This is a genomic window from Pseudazoarcus sp. NS36, from assembly GCF_059703705.1.
In genome coordinates, this window is record NZ_BAAKJA010000002.1 from 121786 (window position 1) to 139568 (window position 17783).

A 17783-nucleotide genomic window follows, 5' to 3' on the forward strand; every position below is an offset into this window, starting at 1 on the left:
CGGGAAGATTGGCCCCGATGATGGGAGGAAGAGGCGGCGCGTGCAAGCCGCGCCGCCCGAATCACAACACGCGTTCGATGGCCTCGCGCAGCTGCTGCTCGTCGGGCTCGACCGAACTCGGGAATACCGCCACGACCTTGCCCGAGCGATCCACCACGTACTTGTGGAAATTCCACTTCGGCTGCTGGCCGGATTGACGCGCAAGCTCGCGGAACAGCGGATGTGCGCCGTCACCCTTGACCGGGATGGTGGCGAACATGTCGAAGGTCACGCCGAAGTTCACGAAGCACACCTCGGCCGCCTTGGCTTCGTCCCTGGCCTCCTGGTTGAAGTCATCGGACGAGAAGCCCAGCACTTTCAGGCCCTTGTCGGCGTACTTCTGGTGCACCGCTTCCAGCCCCTTGAACTGACGGGTGAAGCCGCAATGGCTGGCGGTGTTGACGATCAGCAGCGGCTGACCGGCGTAGCGGTCGAGCTTCACGACCTCGGGCGAATGCAGCCGGCGCAGTTCGTGGCCGAGCAGCGCATCACCGCCCGCAGCGGCGGTCTGCGAAACGCCGACAAGCGCAGCGGCGATCAACGGGGACATCAACTTCATGCACGTTTCTCCGGTTGGGCGCGTCCTGTGGAGCGCGGCTTTTTGACAAATCCTAGAGCTTCGACCACGCTTGGCCGCTTTCGTGCGTGCGGCGTTGCAACATGGCTGAGCTCCTGTGGTACCAGTATGTCCTGATCGGACTCATCTTCGTGTGGAGTGGTTTCGTCCGCTCGGGCCTGGGCTTTGGCGGTGCCGCACTGGCCCTGCCCTTTCTGCTGCTGGTGGTGAACGATCCGCTGGTGTTCCTGCCGCTTGTGGCCATGCACTTGCTGATCTTTTCCAGCCTGATCGCGTGGAAAGGCCATCGCGCAACCAAGCATCTCGCCAACGATGACCCGGCCGCCAGCAACATCGACTGGCCGTATCTGAAGTGGTCGCTGAAGGTCATGATCGTGCCGAAACTCATCGGCGTGCTGGGCCTGCTGACGCTGCCGCCGCGCGTGATGAGCACCATCATCTTCACCATCGTGATCTGCTACGCCATCGGCTACGTGCTCAACAAGCCGATCCGCTCGACCGGCCGCAAGCTTGATTTCACGCTGCTCTCGCTGGGCGGCTACGCCAGCGGTGCCTCCCTGATCGGCGCCCCGCTGATCGCGGCCGTGTATGCCTCGCACGTGGCCAAGCACCAGCTGCGCGATACCTTGTTCGTGCTGTGGTTCATTCTGGTGGTGATCAAGATGACGTCGTTCATCATTGCCGGCGTCGACCTGCAACTCATCCATCACCTCTGGCTGCTGCCCTGCGCGTGGATCGGCCATCTGTTCGGCGAACGCTTCCACCGTCACATCGTCGCCGCCGAGACACCGCTGTTCTTCCGTGTGCTCGGCACGGTACTGATCGTGGTCAGCCTGATCGGGATTTTCTGGTCGCCGAACTGAGACGACGCTAAGGCCTGGCGATGAAGACCGGCAATCGCCATTTGAAGGCGATGGCCGCGAGCCGGATCGCCAACACGGTCGAGCCTCCGGCCAACGCCGCCCAACCGGCTGCAACCCCCATCGCCCCCAGGCCCACCAGCACCAGCGCACCGGCCAGTGAGGCCGTAGCATACAGCTCGCCGGAGAACACCAGCGGCACCTCGTTGCACAGCATGTCGCGCAGGATGCCGCCGAACACGCCGGTGATGACGCCCATCAGGCAGGCCACCATCCACGGCGCCCCCACCGCCAGCGCGGCCTGCGTGCCGCTCACCGTGAACAGCGCCAGCCCGACCGCGTCCGGCAGCAGAAACAGGCGCGGCGGCAAACGCATCAGCCGCACCAGCGCAAACGTCGCCAGCCCCGCAATGACGGCCGTGATCAGATAAGAAGGATCAGCAATCCAGAACACCTGTCGGTCAAGCAGCACGTCACGCAGCGAGCCGCCACCCAACGCCGCGGCCAGCGCAACAACCACCATCCCGAACAGGTCGAAGGGCTTGCGCCCGGCCTCCAGCACACCGGAAGCGGCATTCACCGCCACGGCCGCGAGCGCGACGACGTGCAGGGCAAGCACAGTATCCATGCCGCGGAGCATAGCAGAGCGCTGTCGCCACAAAACTCGCCTTCGCGCGCCGTGCGCCGCCCCTACAATCGCCACATCGCCGTCATCCGGTTCAGACTTGGCTTCATGGACTCACCCACACCGCAACGCGCGCTCTTTCTGCTCCAGGATCTCACCCTGGGCGGGGCCGCCCTGCTTGCGATCCGCCTGATGCGCAAGCTGTCGCCAGACTACGCGATTGATGTGCTGGTCATCGGCGCGTGCTCGCCCGACCTGTTGCGCCGCATGCCGGCCGGTGTGCGCATCCATCACCTGAACGAACTCACCGAGAGGCGGCAGCGCCGCCACGGCGACCACTCGCTGCTGGCGGGTGCGGAGTGGGCCGAGCGCGTGCGGTCGCTGCCGGTTTTCAGGGCGTCCTATCACCTCTTGCTGTCGATTTCGATCCTGTGGGACTGGCGCGGCTGTATTGCACACTCTCTCATCAGCGCCGACCGCAAACTGCTCTTTCTGATCGACGAGGCTCTGAAGCAATACCCTTCGCTGCCGCCCGGACGCAAGGTCGCGATCAGCGCTGCGATTGAGAGCGCATCGTCCATCGTCACCGTATCCGCATCGCTCCGGCAAGCCATGGCAGAAGCCTGCCTCCCGCTGCGCGACAAGCCATTCAGCGTACTGCCGTCCTTGCTGGACGAGGCCTTCCTGCAGCCGCTTGAGCACGCCCCCCGCGAAGGCTCGCCGCTACGAGTCCTGACCGTAGCCAGACTGTCCGCGGGCAAACGCGTGATCGACTGCGTGCGCGCTCACGCCCGGCTGATTGGCGAGGGTGTGGATCTCATCTGGGACGTCATCGGCGACGGCAAGGAACAGGCCGCCATTGCCTCCGAGATCGCACGCCTCAACGTCGGGGCAACATTCACGCTGCACCCGCCCCCCGCAGACGTCCCCGACTGGATGCGGCGCGCCGACGTCCTGGTGCTGTTCTCGGACTCGGAAGGCTGCCCGACGGTGGTGCTCGAAGCCCTGCACATGGGATGCCCGGTAGTCACCACGCCCGTGCACGGCATCCATGACTTCGTCCGCCACCGCGAGAACGGCCTGATCGTCGCGCACGATGTGGCAGCACTTGCCAACGCCTTGCGTGAGCTGGCAAGCGACCCGCGCCTGCTCGGTCACCTGCGACAGAGCGCAAGCAGAACGCCTGTTCAGGCGTCCATCGAGCACGCTTTTGCGCAGTTCCGTGCCGAGCTGCGCCAACCCCTTCCGCCAGCGGGCCCCGCAGCACCCCTCGTCAGCATCCTGATCCCGACCTACAACCAGGCTCACTGCGTCAGCCTGGCCATTGCCAGCGCGCTGCAGCAGGATTTCCCGTCACTCGAGGTCATCGTGCTGGACGACGCTTCCAGCGATGACACCGAAAATGCCTGTCGCCCCTGGCTGGGCGACGCGCGCCTGCGCTACGTACGTAATCCGTGCAACCTGGGCCGGGTTGCCAACTATCGCAAGGCGCTGCATGAACTCGCGCGCGGCCAGTGGGTGGTGATGCTCGACGGGGACGATTACCTGACGGACAACCGCTTCGTATCCACCGCCTGGCAACTGGCGCAGGCGCATGCCGGGATGGGCGTGGTTTTCGTGCAGGCCGGGCAAACCCGACATCATCCCGATGGATCCCAAGCAGACCGGCTGACGCTTCCCGGTATCGATCAGACGCACCGGCTGATGAGCGGCAACGAGTACCTCAAACACGTCCTCGAGACCCACTTCTTCTCGCACCTTGGCCTTTTCTACGACCGTCGCGTCGCCATCGGTTACGAGGCCTACCGCGCGAACATCAGCTCATCCGACATGGAATCGTTTTTGCGCATTGCGCTGGCTGGCCGCGTCATCCTGCTGAACAGAAGTGTCGGACGCTGGGTGCAGCACGGCACCAACACCAGCAGCAACCTGCCCGTTGCCCGCATTGCCGAGAACATCCGCATTTTCCGCGACATCGCGAGACAGGGCATTGCGCGCGGTGCACTGCGTCGGAACGAGATCGGTGGCGCACTCCGGCGTTACCAGATCCACTCACTGACTTTCCTGTACCGCCGCGCCGTGGAGCGGGAGCCCACCACACCGGGCAGGCTGCTGCGCGAGATCATCTCGATCCATCCTTCCTTGCTTCTGAGTCGGCGCGTGTTGCGGCTGATCACCCATGTCGCACTGCGTGTGCGGAGGACTGCCCCACCATGAGCCCCGACGTATTCGATCTGTTCGAACGCCTGCTTGCCGAGCGAAGGCCACCAGGGGCGGTGCTGGAAATCGGCGCGACACACTCCGCGGACACCCTTCTGAACCTGCCTTGCCTGTGCGACGTGCGCGAGAAGGTTGGCATCAATGCGGATCCCGGCGCCGGCCCCACGCCGATCCTGCAGATGAACGCCAATGACCTGAGCGCCTTTCAGGACGGGCATTTCGGTTTGGTGCTGTGCAACTCCGTACTCGAGCACGATGCGCAGTTCTGGAAGTCGATCGAGGAAGCCAAACGGGTCACTGCCAGCGGCGGGCTGATCGCCATCGGCGTGCCGGGCTATCGCGGCATGGGTCTGCACAAACTCTTCAGCAAGCGCTGGGCGCGCCGACTCTTGCCGCGTTTGCTGCCGGCAGGCTTGCGCCCGGCCTTCGCCGCTTCAGCGCTCACGCTCGGCGAGCACTTCTACCCGGACGACTACTATCGGTTCTCGCGCCAGGCCGTGCGCGACGTTTTTCTGGCCGGGCTGATCGATGTCGAGGTGCACGAGATCATGATCCCGCCCCGCTTCGTCGGGCTGGGAGTGAAGCCTTGAGTCCGAAGCGCATCGTCATCCATCTGGGTCAACACAAGACCGGCTCCAAGTTCCTTCAGGCCACCTTGGCAACCAACCGCAGCCGGCTCGCCGAGCTCGGCATCGTGTATCCGGATGACGCACCGGAGGCCACGCTCAGCGCCTATCGCAACAGTCATTTCGGTCTGTACGCCACACTGCAGCAGGACGACCCGGAAGCCTGCGAAGCCGCCCTCGCCGCATCATTCGCACGCTGGCGTGATGCGCTTGATGCGGCCGACGCAGGCGCGCTGCTGTTGTCGGCTGAAGATCTCTTCGACATGCAGACCGCGCACGAACTGCCGTGGTCACTGCAACGCGTAGAACGAGCCGCGACAAGGCTTGCCTCGCAGATCGGAGCGCTCGGCTGGGCGCCCACCCTGGTGGTGTATCTGCGCCGACCGGACGCGCTGCTCAACGCCCATTACGCGCAATACATCAAAGGACGGGCCACCAACCACCTGCCCTTCGACGCCTTCCATCAGGCATTTCACGAACGCCTGGACGGCCCGAGCATCCTGTCTGCCTGGAAACAGCACTTTCCGGACGCCACTTTCGTGGTGCGCCCCTATGAGGAAGACCTTGGGTCATTCGACATCGCGCGCGACTTCCTCAAGCACGCCCTGGGAATCTTGCCTGACACCTGCTGGAAGGCGGTCGAGAGCAACCCCGAAACCGCGAATATCACGCCGGATCTGCGATACATCGAATGGCTCCGGCGCATCAACTCCGGACACTGGACCAGACACCTCAGCTCACGTAGGGAAGTTCTGAATCTGGCCTTCCAGCGGCGCGGAAACAAGCGCCCCGCCAGCTTCGTATCACCAAGGCTGGCCCACCAGCTGATAGAGCAATACGGCCCAAGTCTGGATCACATCGCGCCGCAGCACTGCGGCCGACCCACGTTTTTCAGCCCACCCTGGTGCGCCGACACCCTCACACGGCACACCACAACGGTACGCATGGGCTTCGTCGATCAGGCCTGCATCCTTGCACGCCTGATCGCAGCCCGTTTTTTCGGCCGGCAGCACAGGTACTGAACGCCAGCGCGGCACATTTTCCCGGGGCGGTTCGAAAACCATTCCCATCCCGTACCGAAAATGACCATAAAAACAAAAACGCCACCTCTTTCAAGGTGGCGTTTTTGTTTGATTCTGTGGCGCGCTCGGCAGGATTCGAACCCACGACCCCCTGGTTCGTAGCCAGGTACTCTATCCAACTGAGCTACGAGCGCGCTGAAAAGAAGCGGGATTTTAGCACCCCAAAACCTTTCGTCAAGCAATTTGGCGGAGAGGGTGGGATTCGAACCCACGTGCCAGGTTTCCCTGACCATCCGATTTCGAGTCGGCGCCGTTATGACCACTTCGGTACCTCTCCGGACTTCGACGGGGCTCAGTCCGTCGAAGAGGCCGAATTGTACGCACAGGCCACGCGCCAGACAAGCCCTGATCGGCGTTTTCAGCGTGCCGGCTGCAAGACCTTGACGCCACCCATCCACGGCACCAGCGCCGGCGGCACAGTCACGCTGCCGTCGGCCTGCTGGTAGTTCTCCAGCACCGCGACCAGGGTACGGCCGACCGCCAGACCGGAGCCGTTGAGCGTATGTACCAGCACGTTCTTTCCGTCGGCGCCGCGCACGCGGGCCTGCATGCGGCGGGCCTGGAAATCGCCGCAGTTGGAGCACGAGGAAATTTCGCGGTAGGTGTTCTGCGCCGGCAGCCAGACTTCAAGGTCGTAGGTGCGACGCGCACCGAAGCCCATGTCACCGGTGCACAGCAGCATCTTGCGGTACGGGAGGCCCAGCTTCTGCAGGATGGCTTCGGCGTGGGAGGTGAGTTCTTCCAGCGCGGCATCGGAATTGTCCGGATGCTCGATACGCACCAGCTCGACCTTGTCGAACTGGTGCTGGCGGATCATGCCGCGCGTGTCGCGGCCGTAGCTGCCGGCTTCGGAGCGGAAGCACGGGGTGTGGCCGGTGAGCTTGATCGGCAGCGCGTCAGCGGCGAGGATCTCGCCGCGCACGAGGTTGGTCAGCGGCACTTCGGAAGTCGGGATCAGGAAATTGCGCTCTCCCTCGCCACGCGGCACGGCGAACAGGTCTTCCTCGAACTTGGGCAACTGACCGGTACCGAACATCGAGGCTTCGTTGACCAGATACGGCACATAGGCCTCGGTGTAGCCGTGCTCGGTGGTGTGGGTGTCGAGCATGAACTGCGCGAGTGCGCGGTGCAGACGTGCGAGCGGACCGCGCATGACCGCGAAGCGCGAACCGGTGATCTTGGTGGCGACTTCAAAGTCCAGCCCCAGACGCGCGCCGACATCCACGTGATCGAGCGGTTCGAAGTCGAAGCTGCGCGGCGAGCCGACGCGGGACACCTCGACGTTGGCGGTTTCATCCTTGCCGTCAGGCACGCCGGCGTCCGGCGGGTTGGGCATGCTAGCGGTGATGGCCTCGATGCGCGGCAGCAACTCGGCAAGCTTCTGCTCGCTGGCCTTGAGCTCGTCACCCAGCCCGGCCACCTCGGCCATCACGGCGGAGGCGTCTTCGCCCTTGCCCTTGAGCATGCCGATCTGCTTGGACAGCGCATTGCGCCTGGCCTGCAGCTCCTGCGTGCGGGTCTGCAGCGTCTTGCGCTCGGCTTCCAGCGACTGGAACTCGGCCGGATCGAAAGCGAAATTGCGGCGGCGCATGGCGGCTACGACGCCGTCCATGTCGTTGCGAAGGAACTGGATGTCGATCATCTGGAATCCGGGGTGTCGGGTTTTTCGGGTGCGTTCTTGCGCGCGGCGGCATCGAGCTTGCGCAGGTGGGCGAGCTTGGCGGCAATCTGTGCCTCCATGCCGCGATCCACCGGACGATACCAGCCGGGTGACGCCATGCCCTCGGGCAGATACTGCTCGTTGGCGGCATAGCCTTCGGGCTCGTCATGGGCATAGCGATAGGCGTGGCCATAGCCCAGCCCTTTCATCAGCTTGGTCGGCGCATTGCGCAGATGCAGCGGCACCGGGCGCGAAGCGTCGTCGGCAACGAACTTGCGGGCGGCATTATAAGCCTTGTAGAGCGCATTCGATTTGGCCGCGCAGGCGAGAAACACCACGGCCTGCGCCAGCGCCAGCTCGCCCTCCGGTGTACCGAGCCGCTCGAAGGCGGCGCAGGCGTTGAGCGTGATGTCGAGCGCACGCGGGTCCGCCAGACCGATGTCCTCGCTCGCCATGCGCACCAGACGCCGGCCCAGATACAGCGGGTCTGCGCCGCCATCGAGCATGCGGCAGAACCAGTACAGCGAAGCATCGGGGTCGGAGCCGCGCACCGCCTTGTGCAACGCCGAGATCTGGTCATAGAAGGCTTCGCCGCCCTTGTCGAAACGGCGCAGCTTGCTGGCCAGCGCCTCGTCGACAAAGGTCGGCGTCACCGTGGCGAGGCCGGTGGTTTCAGCGGCGACACGCACCTGATCGACCAGGTTGAGCAGGCGCCGCGCGTCGCCGTCGGCAAAACCGATGATGCGCTCGCGCGCGTCATCCTCGAACGTGAGGTCCGGGCAGGCCGTAGTGCGCGCGCGCTCGAACAGGTCGTGCATGGCCTCGGCATCGAGCGGCTCGAGCACATACACCGCAGCCCGCGAAAGCAATGCCGAATTGACCTCGAAGGACGGGTTCTCGGTGGTGGCCCCGATGAAAGTCACCAGCCCCTGCTCGACATACGGCAGAAAGGCATCCTGCTGGGCCTTGTTAAAGCGGTGCACCTCGTCCACGAACAGGATGGTGTGACGCCCGCGCGCCTTGGCGGCCTGCGCGGTGACAATGGCCTCGCGAATATCCTTTACGCCCGAGAACACCGCTGAAAGCGCAACGAACTCGGCATCGAAGGCCCGCGCCATCAGACGCGCCAGCGTGGTCTTGCCGACGCCGGGCGGCCCCCACAGGATCATCGAGTGCAGCTTGCCGGACTGGAAGGCCAGGCGCAGCGGCTTGCCCGGGCCAAGCAGATGGCGCTGGCCGGCAACTTCTTCCAGCGTGGCCGGGCGCAAGCGCTCGGCCAGCGGAGTGTCGCCGGTGTCCGCCTCGCCGAAGAGGTCAGCGGTCACGGCGCACGCTCAGTTACCCAGCACGTCCGCGCCGGGCGGCGGCGTGAAACGGAAGCGATCAGCGGCGGGCTGGACGCCGACCTTGAGCTCGACGAAATCAATCACCGTGGTCTGACCGAAATGGTCCTGCATGGCCATGCGCCGCAGCATGTTGTCGGACAGACCGATGCGCACCTCGGCGAACGGACCGTCACTCGACAGCGGCTCGGCGCGCACCCAGGCCAGACCGCCCTGCTCGCCCTCTGCGACGAGGCGGAAGTTGCGCTCAAGCGAACCGTCTCCGGCCAGGATGGCGGCCGGCGTCGAGCCCAGCGCATCGCCCATCGGCTGCACCGTGACCTGATTCAGATCGGGGTCCCACGACCACAGCTTTGCACCGTCGCTGACCAGCAGTTGGGGATACGGCTTCTCATACTCCCAGCGGAATTTCCCCGGGCGCTGGAACACGAACGTGCCTTTGGAATACTCGGGCCGGTTGCCCGACGCGGCGGCCACCACCTGTTCGAACCGGCCCTCGGCCGAAGCGGCTTTGGCCATGAAGCGTTCGAGCTGGGTGATTCCGCTGTCCTGGGCAAAGACGGCCGTACTGATCAGCAACAAGGCCGCGCTCAGCGCGCGGCAAAAGGGGCGAAACATGTTCAATCTTCCTCTCGCGAGGGCGCAAGCACCTCGCGGTTGCCGTTTGCGCCCATGGACGAAACCAGGCCGGCGCGCTCCATCTGTTCGATCAGACGGGCGGCGCGGTTGTAGCCGATGCGCAGATGACGCTGCACCAGCGAAATTGACGGACGGCGCGTCTTGAGCACGAGCTCGACGGCCTGGTCGTACATCGGATCGGCCTCGGCGTCGCTGTCCTCACCCAGACCTCCGCCGCCGTCGGAAGCTTCCTCCGGGGCCGAAAGAATGTCGTCGATGTAGTCGGGCGGGCCCATCTTCTTGAGGTTCTCGACCACCTTGTGCACTTCCTCGTCCGCCACGAAGGCGCCATGCACGCGCACCGGCAGGCCAGTGCCGGGCGGCAGGTAGAGCATGTCGCCCATGCCGAGCAGCGCTTCTGCGCCCATCTGGTCGAGGATGGTGCGCGAGTCGATCTTGGACGAGACCTGAAAGGCGATGCGCGTCGGCACGTTGGCCTTGATCAGGCCGGTGATGACGTCCACCGACGGGCGCTGCGTGGCGAGGATCAGGTGGATGCCGGCCGCGCGCGCCTTCTGTGCCAACCGCGCAATGAGCTCTTCGACCTTCTTGCCGACCACCATCATCAGGTCGGCCAGCTCGTCGATGACCACCACGATGTGCGGCAGCGTATCCAGCGGCTCGGGCGACTCAGGCGTGATCGAGAACGGATTGGTCATCGGCTTCTCGGCCTTGCGCGCATCGAGCACCGCACGGTTGAAGCCGGCCAGGTTGCGCACGCCGACGGCGGCCATCAGCTTGTAGCGCTTCTCCATTTCGCCGACGCACCAGTTCAGCGCGTTGGCGGCGTGACGCATGTCGGTCACGACCGGCGCGAGCAGATGCGGAATGCCTTCGTAGATCGACAGCTCCAGCATCTTGGGGTCGACCATGATCATGCGCACGCGCGAAGGCTCGGACTTGTAGAGCAGCGACAGGATCATGGCGTTGATGCCCACCGATTTGCCCGAGCCGGTGGTGCCGGCCATCAGCAAATGCGGCATGCGCGCCAGGTCAGCCACCACCGGCTGACCGCCGATGTCCTTGCCGAGCGCCACGGTCAGCGGCGAACTCATGTGGTGATAGGCCTGCGAACCGAGAATCTCGGAAAGGCGCACAACCTGGCGCTTGGCCACCGGCAGCTCCAGCGCCATGCACGATTTGCCCGGCACCGTCTCGACCACGCGGATCGACACCAGCGACAAGGCGCGCGCCAGATCCTTGGAGAGGTTAACGATCTGGCTGCCCTTCACGCCGACCGCGGGTTCGATTTCGTAGCGCGTGATGACCGGGCCGGGATAGGCCGCCGAAACACGCACCTCGACGCCGAACTCGGCGAGCTTGTTTTCGATCAGGCGCGAGGTGAATTCCAGCGCCTCGGCGCTGGGCGGCTCGACGTCGCCAGACGGCTGATCGAGCAGTGACAGTGGCGGCAGGCCCTCGGCGGGCAATTCTTCGAACAGCGCCTTCTGGCGCTCTTTCTCGACGCGCTCGGATTTGGGCACCGGCGCACTCGGCTCGATGCGCAATTGCGCTGCCGGCTGCGCATCGGTCTTGCGGCGACGCGTCTCGACCACGGCCTCACGGCGTTGCGCCAATTGACGTCCGGCGCGGCGATCGCGCCAACGGTCCCACGCATCGAGCAGACCAAGCCAGCCGCGCTCGATAAAGGTACCGAAGCGCTCGACGATGCTCAGCCAGGAGATGCCGGTAAACAGGCTCAGACCGCTCGCAACCAGCGCAAGCAGCAGCAAGGTGCCGCCGGTGAAGCCGAAGTAGCGTTGCACGATCGCGCCGAGTTCAACGCCGATCAGCCCGCCCGGCGCCAGCGGCATGCCTGCGCCGTGCGAATGGAAGCGCATGGCCTCGATCGCGCTGCTTGCCAGCAGTACGACGACAAACCCGACGAAGATGATGAAGAAGGAACGGCCGTCGGCATGCGTCTCACGCCTGCGCATACGGCGGAAACCCCAGAACAGGCCGTAGCCGAGAAAAGCCACCCACCACCAGGCCGAAAGCCCGAACAGATAGTAGAGAACGTCTGCCAGCCATGCCCCGAAACGCCCGCCCGGATTCGACACGCGCGTGACTTCGGCCGCATGCGACCAACCGGGGTCGGATTGACTGTAGCCCAGCAATATGAGGGCGACATACAAGGACATGACTCCGAGAATCAGCCAGCGGGCCTCCTGAAGCAGCAGGGAAATGCGCTCTGGAAGCGGTTGCGGACGGTTTTTTTGTCGCGGGGGTGTTCTCAAGGCAGGGCCGCCGGGAGCCGTTGGAAGCCCTTGATTATATGCGATCGCCACACCCCGCTGTTGCAACAGACTGCAAAGGGTCGGCATATGGTCTGCGTGTCTGTACCACCCTACGGCGAAGGCGTATTCTCGCGTTCATATCCGTGATGGCAGCAGATCGTGCCGGCTGCGGATGGCATCGAGAAACGGAAACGAAGGAGTCTTGCAGGCCAACAAAATCAATACGGAGGAGAGGACCATGGGAGGTGCTTTGCTTTTTGCGTTGTTGTGCGCCCTAGCTGCACTGGCGTACGGTGGGTATTCGGTCAAATGGATTCTGGCCAAGCCCGACGGAAATGAGCGCATGCGCGAGATTGCGCAAGCCATCCAGGAAGGCGCCACCGCCTACCTCAACCGGCAATACCTCACCATCGGCATCGTCGGCGCCGTGCTGTTCGTACTGGTCGCCCTCTTCATCGGCATCGGCAGTGCCATCGGCTTTGCCGTGGGTGCCGTCTTCTCGGCCCTGGCCGGCTATATCGGCATGAACATCTCGGTACGTGCCAACGTACGCACGGCCGAAGCCGCCAAGGATGGCCTCGACGCGGCCATGCAGGTCGCCTTCCGCGGTGGCGCCATCACCGGCCTGCTGGTGGTCGGCCTCGGCCTGCTGGGCGTTGCCGGCTACTACGGCCTGCTGGTCGCCTTCGGCGTCGAAGACCCCATCCATCCGCTGGTCGGCCTGGCCTTCGGCGGCTCGCTGATCTCGATCTTCGCGCGTCTGGGCGGCGGCATCTTCACCAAGGGGGCAGATGTCGGCGCCGACCTGGTCGGCAAGGTCGAAGCCGGTATTCCCGAGGACGATCCGCGCAACCCGGCGGTGATTGCCGACAACGTCGGCGACAACGTGGGCGACTGCGCCGGCATGGCGGCCGACCTGTTCGAGACTTATGCGGTCACCGTGATCGCCACCATGCTGCTGGGCGGCCTGTTGCTGCGCGATGCGGGCGACGCAGCGGCGATCTACCCGCTGGTACTGGGCGGCGTGTCGATCCTGGCCTCCATCGTCGGCACCTTCTTCGTACACGCACGGGAAGGCGGCAAGATCATGAACGCGCTGTATCGCGGCCTGATCGTCTCCGGCGTGCTGGCTGCGGTGGCCTTCTACCCGGTCACCACCTGGTTGCTCGGCGACAGCGTGACGCTGGCCGATGGCACCACCATCAGCTCGATGAACCTGTATCTGAGCGCGCTGATCGGGCTGGCGCTGACCGCTGCGATGGTGTGGATCACCGAGTACTACACCGCAACCGAGTTCGCCCCGGTACGCCACATCGCCGAAGCCTCGACCACCGGCCACGGCACCAACGTGATCGCGGGCCTGGGCGTCTCGATGAAAGCCACTGCCGCCCCGGTGCTGGCGGTGTGCGCGTCGATCTGGGGCGCGTATGAACTGGGTGGGCTGTACGGCATCGCGATTGCCGCAACGTCCATGCTGTCGATGACCGGCATCATCGTGGCGCTTGATGCCTACGGCCCGATCACCGACAACGCTGGCGGCATTGCCGAAATGGCCAGTCTGGACGAGTCGATACGCAACATCACCGACCCGCTCGACGCGGTCGGAAACACCACCAAGGCCGTGACCAAGGGCTATGCCATCGGTTCGGCCGGCCTCGCGGCGCTGGTGCTGTTTGCCGACTACACCCACGGGCTGGAGGCGGCCGGCAAGAGCCTCACCTTCGATCTGTCGAACCACATGGTGATCATCGGCCTGTTCATCGGCGGCATGATCCCTTACCTGTTCGGCGCAATGGCGATGGAAGCCGTCGGACGCGCGGCGGGCGGCATCGTGATCGAGGTGCGGCGGCAGTTCAAGGAGATGCCGGGCATCATGGACGGCACTCAGAAGCCCGATTACTCCCGCGCAGTGGACATGCTGACCAAGTCCGCCATCAAGGAAATGATCGTGCCTTCGCTGCTGCCGGTGCTGGTGCCAGTGGCCGTAGGCCTGATCCTCGGGCCGCAGGCGCTGGGCGGCGTGCTGCTTGGCACCATCGTTACCGGCATCTTCGTTGCGCTGTCGATGACGGCCGGCGGTGGCGCCTGGGACAATGCAAAAAAATATATCGAGGACGGCCACCACGGCGGCAAGGGATCGGAGGCCCACAAGGCCGCCGTAACCGGCGATACGGTGGGCGACCCCTACAAGGACACGGCGGGCCCGGCGATCAACCCGTTGATCAAGATCATCAACATCGTCGCGCTGCTGATCGTTCCGCTGCTGTAAATGTGGTGCCCGGGCTGCCGCCCGGTGCACCGCACAATACCGAGGCCGGCTATAATGCCGGTCTTTTCATTTTTCGCACCCAGAAGAGGCACTTGCAATGAATCTCGATCGCGTCAGCTCCGGTTCCGATGTCCCGAACGAAATCAACGTCATCATCGAGATTCCCGCCCACGCCGACCCGGTGAAGTACGAGGTCGACAAGGAAACCGGTGCGATGTTCGTCGACCGCTTCATGAGCACCGCGATGCACTACCCGTGCAACTACGGTTATGTGCCGCACACGCTGTCGAACGACGGTGACCCGGTGGACGTGCTGGTGGTGACGCCGGTGCCGCTGATTTCAGGCTCGGTGATCAAGTGCCGTCCGGTCGGCGTGCTGAAGATGACCGACGAGTCGGGTGACGACGCCAAGGTGCTGGCTGTGCCCATCGACAAACTGTGCCGCGGCTATCGCAACGTGCGCGACATCGCCGACGTATCCCCCGACCTGCTCAACCAGATCGCTCACTTCTTCGAGCACTACAAGGATCTGGAAGAAGGCAAATGGGTGCGTGTTGAAGGCTGGGGCGGTGCAGACGACGCCAAGGCGGAGATCGTCTCCAGCGAGAAGATGTACAAGGATTCGCCGGTAAAGCCGAACTTCTGAGCCGCACAGGCTTTCGGCAGCGCGCACACAGCGAGGCTGCCGAAAGACCCGTCAGTCTGCGTCAGCAACCCGGCGGTCTTTCAGCAGAATTCCGTCCGGGCGCTCCTCAACGATGCCGCTGCGCGACAGATCTCGCATCACGCGACTGACCATCTCACGCGAAGCTCCGACCATGCGGGCGATATCCTGCTTGGTGATGCGGGTGGCGACAAAGCTTCCTTCGTCGCACGGTTCGGCCATTTCGCGCAGCAACTCCTCCACGCGCGCATGCACGTCGCGCAGGGCGAGACTTTCGATCTTGCGATCGGCCTCACGCAGACGATCGGCCAGCAGGCACATCACGCGCCAGGCCAGCTCGAAGTTCTCCTGCATCAGGCGTCTGAAGTCACTGACCGCGATCTGAACCAGATCGGAAGGCTCGACCGTGATCACCGAGGCCGAGCGCGGGCAGCTTCCGAACATCGCCATTTCCCCGAACACCGAACCCCGCGCCAACAGCCCGAGAATGGCATCACGTCCGCCCTCGCCCGACACGACCACTTTGGCCGAACCGGTCAGCACGAAGTACACGTGATCCCCATCGTCACCCGCATCAAGCACGTGATGCCCCCGCGGGTAACGCCGCATACCCGACACCGCAGCCACTTTGCCGAGCACCTCGTCCGGAAGCCCCTGAAACAGGCCAAAGGTCTTGAGCGCCACAGTCGATACTGCTGAAAGCATGAACCCCTCCACTGCACTGCCATTTGACCGGCGCCACGCCATTTTGCCGGCCGAAAGCTTCTGTAATTGTGGTGGAACTATTTCACGACCGCCCACGCAACACAATAGCCGGCCGCCATCGACGCCGACTATCGAGGCGATCGGCAGATGCGGCCAACCCCCTCGGCTATAATCGCCCCTCGCTTCAGCCAACCCGTTTTGCAGGATTCCGCATGAGCACCCGACACGCCCGCCTTCTCATCCTCGGCTCCGGCCCCGCCGGCTACACCGCTGCGGTCTATGCCGCCCGCGCCAACCTCGCCCCGGTGCTGGTCACCGGCCTCGCCCAGGGCGGTCAGTTGATGACGACCACCGACGTCGACAACTGGCCTGCCGACGCCGATGGCGTGCTCGGCCCCGACCTGATGGCGCGCTTCCAGCGTCACGCCGAGCGCTTCAACACCGAGATGATCTTCGACCACATCCACACCGTGAAGCTGGGCGAGCGCCCCTTCCGTCTGGTCGGTGATTCCGGCGAATACACCTGCGACGCGCTGATCATCTCCACTGGCGCCACCGCCAAGTATCTTGGCCTGCCGTCCGAAGAGAAGTTCGCCGGCCGCGGCGTTTCGGCCTGCGCGACCTGCGACGGTTTCTTCTACCGCAACCAGGAAGTCGCCGTGGTCGGCGGCGGCAACACGGCCGTCGAAGAGGCGCTGTATCTGGCTAATATCGCTTCCAAGGTCACCTTGGTACACCGCCGCCAGACCTTCCGCGCCGAGAAGATCATGATCGACAAGCTGATGGAGAAAGTCGCCGCCGGCAAGATCGAACTCGCGCTCGACTCGACGCTGGACGAGATCCTTGGTGATGCTAACGGCGTGACCGGCATGAGACTTGAGAGCACCGTCGACGGGAGCAAGCGTGAAGTGTCCGTGCACGGCGTGTTCATCGCCATCGGCCACAAGCCGAACACCGACATCTTCGAAGGTCAGCTCGACATGGAAGGCGGCTACATCGTCACCCGTGGCGGGCGCGACGGCAACGCGACGGCGACCAGCATCCCCGGTGTGTTCGCCGCCGGCGACGTGCAGGATCACATCTACCGCCAGGCGGTCACCTCGGCCGCTTCCGGTTGCCAGGCCGCGCTCGACGCCGAGCGCTACCTCGACTCGCTCGGCTGAGCGAAGCACGGTGCGATGACGCGACGCAAGGACTCCGGCCTCGACACGCTGAAGTCCCTGCGCGCGCGCATCGTTTCGCGGCCACCCACAAAGGCTCGCACCAGCGCACCGACTCCCGATCCGGCCCCGCCTGAGCAGGCCGACGACCTTGAGCTGTTCCAGCGCGAGATGCGCAGTGTCGCCCCGATCGATGACGGCGGGCGCGCCGAGATCGAGACGCCGCGCCCAGCGCCCGTACCACGCCCTCGCTCGACCTCGGGCGAGCCGGACGCGCCCTCGCATAAACCTTCCGGCGCGGAACCCCGGAACGAAGCCGATCTCTTCCGGGCGTCCATGCAGGACGTCGTACCCCTCGGCGACAGCAACCGGGCGGAACTGTCCGGCGCTCGCGCTCACATGGCACGCGGCAAGCTTCAACGCCCGACCGATCCCCTCGCCAAGCCCGACGTCGATGAGGTCCCGCCCTTGCTGCCGGCGGACCCCGAGCGCATGGACGCAGCCGAACTGTTCCGCCACGCCGTACGCGGCGCGGAGCCGATTCCCGACAAGAACCGCATCGAACCGGAACGCCCTGCCCCCCGGCCGGAGCCGATCAAGCGCAGCGAGGACGAAGCCTCGGCGCTGCGCGAGACCATGGAAGCGCCGATCTCGCTCGAAGATCGGCTGGAGATGGGCGACGAAGCGGTGTTCCTGCGCCCTGGCGTGCCGCGCCGCGTGCTGATCGACCTGCGGCGCGGGCGCTGGACGCTGCAGGGTGAGCTCGACCTGCACGGTTTCACACGTGAAGACGCGCGTGCCGCGCTGTCACGCTTTCTGGCCGCGAGCCTGCAGCGCGGCGCGCGCTGCGTGCGCGTCATCCACGGGAAAGGACTGGGTTCGCCGGGTGGCGTGTCGATCCTGAAACAGCTCTCGCGCGGCTGGCTCGCCCAGCGCGAGGAAATCCTCGCCTTCTGCCAGGCCAGCCCGACCCAGGGCGGCTCGGGCGCGCTGCTGGTGCTGCTGCGCGGCCAAGCGTCGGCACGCAACCACCCATGA

At 64.8% G+C, this 17783-nt stretch carries 15 protein-coding genes and 2 tRNA genes; 8 read left to right on the plus strand and 9 right to left on the minus strand.

What is annotated here, in order from left to right:
* Positions 1–61 precede the first annotated feature (61 nt).
* Positions 62–598, minus strand: a complete 537-nt coding sequence (locus AC6H0R_RS03660; RefSeq protein WP_497579985.1) for a glutathione peroxidase — start codon at positions 596–598, stop codon at positions 62–64.
* A 101-nt stretch (positions 599–699) separates the two neighbouring features.
* Between AC6H0R_RS03660 and AC6H0R_RS03665 the strand changes: the two genes are divergently transcribed.
* The gene (locus tag AC6H0R_RS03665; protein ID WP_497579986.1) at positions 700–1479 is read left to right on the plus strand and encodes a TSUP family transporter; all 780 of its coding nucleotides are present in this window, start codon (positions 700–702) and stop codon (positions 1477–1479) included.
* 7 nt (positions 1480–1486) lie between these two features.
* Here AC6H0R_RS03665 and AC6H0R_RS03670 read toward each other — a convergent pair whose 3' ends face one another.
* A complete protein-coding gene (locus AC6H0R_RS03670) occupies positions 1487–2104 on the minus strand; it encodes a trimeric intracellular cation channel family protein (RefSeq protein WP_497579987.1) in 618 nt (205 codons plus the stop codon).
* Positions 2105–2155: 51 nt separating this feature from the next.
* Here AC6H0R_RS03670 and AC6H0R_RS03675 point away from each other — a divergent pair, with 51 nt between their 5' ends.
* The 3 genes from AC6H0R_RS03675 to AC6H0R_RS03685 are packed head-to-tail and all read left to right on the plus strand — an operon-like array spanning position 2156 to position 5969.
* Complete coding sequence (locus tag AC6H0R_RS03675) at positions 2156–4318, plus strand: glycosyltransferase (protein WP_497579988.1); 2163 nt, start codon at positions 2156–2158, stop codon at positions 4316–4318.
* On the plus strand, positions 4315–4911 hold the full coding sequence (locus AC6H0R_RS03680; RefSeq protein ID WP_497579989.1) for a methyltransferase domain-containing protein: 597 nt from the start codon (positions 4315–4317) through the stop codon (positions 4909–4911). Before AC6H0R_RS03675 ends, AC6H0R_RS03680 begins: the two co-directional genes overlap by 4 nt.
* Entirely contained in the window at positions 4908–5969 is a 1062-nt protein-coding gene (locus AC6H0R_RS03685) for a hypothetical protein (RefSeq protein WP_497579990.1), read from the plus strand. The genes AC6H0R_RS03680 and AC6H0R_RS03685 overlap by 4 nt, the downstream gene beginning before the upstream one ends.
* A 117-nt stretch (positions 5970–6086) precedes the next feature.
* Here the strand turns inward: AC6H0R_RS03685 and AC6H0R_RS03690 are convergent.
* The 6 genes from AC6H0R_RS03690 to AC6H0R_RS03715 form a co-directional block, all read right to left on the minus strand.
* Positions 6087–6163, minus strand: a tRNA-Arg gene (locus AC6H0R_RS03690).
* 50 nt (positions 6164–6213) lie between these two features.
* Positions 6214–6306 (minus strand) — tRNA-Ser (locus AC6H0R_RS03695).
* An 81-nt stretch (positions 6307–6387) separates the two neighbouring features.
* A complete protein-coding gene (gene serS / locus AC6H0R_RS03700) occupies positions 6388–7671 on the minus strand; it encodes a serine--tRNA ligase (protein WP_497579991.1) in 1284 nt (427 codons plus the stop codon).
* Positions 7668–9014 (minus strand): replication-associated recombination protein A, encoded by a 1347-nt coding sequence (locus AC6H0R_RS03705; protein WP_497579992.1) that lies wholly within the window; start codon positions 9012–9014, stop codon positions 7668–7670. Before AC6H0R_RS03705 ends, serS begins: the two co-directional genes overlap by 4 nt.
* Positions 9015–9023: 9 nt before the next feature.
* Positions 9024–9650 (minus strand): outer membrane lipoprotein periplasmic chaperone LolA, encoded by a 627-nt coding sequence (gene lolA / locus AC6H0R_RS03710; RefSeq protein ID WP_497579993.1) that lies wholly within the window; start codon positions 9648–9650, stop codon positions 9024–9026.
* A 2-nt stretch (positions 9651–9652) separates the two neighbouring features.
* Positions 9653–11887, minus strand: a complete 2235-nt coding sequence (locus AC6H0R_RS03715; RefSeq protein ID WP_497580275.1) for a DNA translocase FtsK — start codon at positions 11885–11887, stop codon at positions 9653–9655.
* A gap of 298 nt (positions 11888–12185) precedes the next feature.
* Between AC6H0R_RS03715 and AC6H0R_RS03720 the strand changes: the two genes are divergently transcribed.
* Positions 12186–14216: a sodium-translocating pyrophosphatase gene (locus tag AC6H0R_RS03720; protein WP_497579994.1), complete on the plus strand. Its 2031-nt coding sequence runs from the start codon at positions 12186–12188 to the stop codon at positions 14214–14216.
* A 97-nt stretch (positions 14217–14313) separates the two neighbouring features.
* Positions 14314–14862 carry an inorganic diphosphatase gene (gene ppa / locus AC6H0R_RS03725; protein ID WP_497579995.1) on the plus strand — a complete coding sequence of 183 codons (549 nt, stop codon included), beginning with the start codon at positions 14314–14316 and terminating at the stop codon, positions 14860–14862.
* A 51-nt stretch (positions 14863–14913) separates the two neighbouring features.
* Here ppa and AC6H0R_RS03730 read toward each other — a convergent pair whose 3' ends face one another.
* Positions 14914–15585 (minus strand): Crp/Fnr family transcriptional regulator, encoded by a 672-nt coding sequence (locus AC6H0R_RS03730; protein WP_497579996.1) that lies wholly within the window; start codon positions 15583–15585, stop codon positions 14914–14916.
* 212 nt (positions 15586–15797) lie between these two features.
* Here AC6H0R_RS03730 and trxB point away from each other — a divergent pair, with 212 nt between their 5' ends.
* Both trxB and AC6H0R_RS03740 read left to right on the plus strand, forming a co-directional pair.
* On the plus strand, positions 15798–16748 hold the full coding sequence (gene trxB / locus AC6H0R_RS03735) for a thioredoxin-disulfide reductase (RefSeq protein WP_497579997.1): 951 nt from the start codon (positions 15798–15800) through the stop codon (positions 16746–16748).
* A gap of 15 nt (positions 16749–16763) precedes the next feature.
* Positions 16764–17783, plus strand: a complete 1020-nt coding sequence (locus AC6H0R_RS03740; protein ID WP_497579998.1) for a Smr/MutS family protein — start codon at positions 16764–16766, stop codon at positions 17781–17783.

Bases quoted from the DNA above. Each gene is read 5' to 3' on its own strand.
- AC6H0R_RS03660 (WP_497579985.1), bottom strand. From the start codon at position 598: ATGAAGTTGATGTCCCCGTTGATCGCCGCTGCGCTTGTCGGCGTTTCG.
- AC6H0R_RS03665 (WP_497579986.1), top strand. From the start codon at position 700: ATGGCTGAGCTCCTGTGGTACCAGTATGTCCTGATCGGACTCATCTTC.
- AC6H0R_RS03670 (WP_497579987.1), bottom strand. From the start codon at position 2,104: ATGGATACTGTGCTTGCCCTGCACGTCGTCGCGCTCGCGGCCGTGGCG.
- AC6H0R_RS03680 (WP_497579989.1), top strand. From the start codon at position 4,315: ATGAGCCCCGACGTATTCGATCTGTTCGAACGCCTGCTTGCCGAGCGA.
- serS (WP_497579991.1), bottom strand. From the start codon at position 7,671: ATGATCGACATCCAGTTCCTTCGCAACGACATGGACGGCGTCGTAGCC.
- lolA (WP_497579993.1), bottom strand. From the start codon at position 9,650: ATGTTTCGCCCCTTTTGCCGCGCGCTGAGCGCGGCCTTGTTGCTGATC.
- AC6H0R_RS03720 (WP_497579994.1), top strand. From the start codon at position 12,186: ATGGGAGGTGCTTTGCTTTTTGCGTTGTTGTGCGCCCTAGCTGCACTG.
- ppa (WP_497579995.1), top strand. From the start codon at position 14,314: ATGAATCTCGATCGCGTCAGCTCCGGTTCCGATGTCCCGAACGAAATC.
- AC6H0R_RS03730 (WP_497579996.1), bottom strand. From the start codon at position 15,585: ATGCTTTCAGCAGTATCGACTGTGGCGCTCAAGACCTTTGGCCTGTTT.
- trxB (WP_497579997.1), top strand. From the start codon at position 15,798: ATGAGCACCCGACACGCCCGCCTTCTCATCCTCGGCTCCGGCCCCGCC.
- AC6H0R_RS03740 (WP_497579998.1), top strand. From the start codon at position 16,764: ATGACGCGACGCAAGGACTCCGGCCTCGACACGCTGAAGTCCCTGCGC.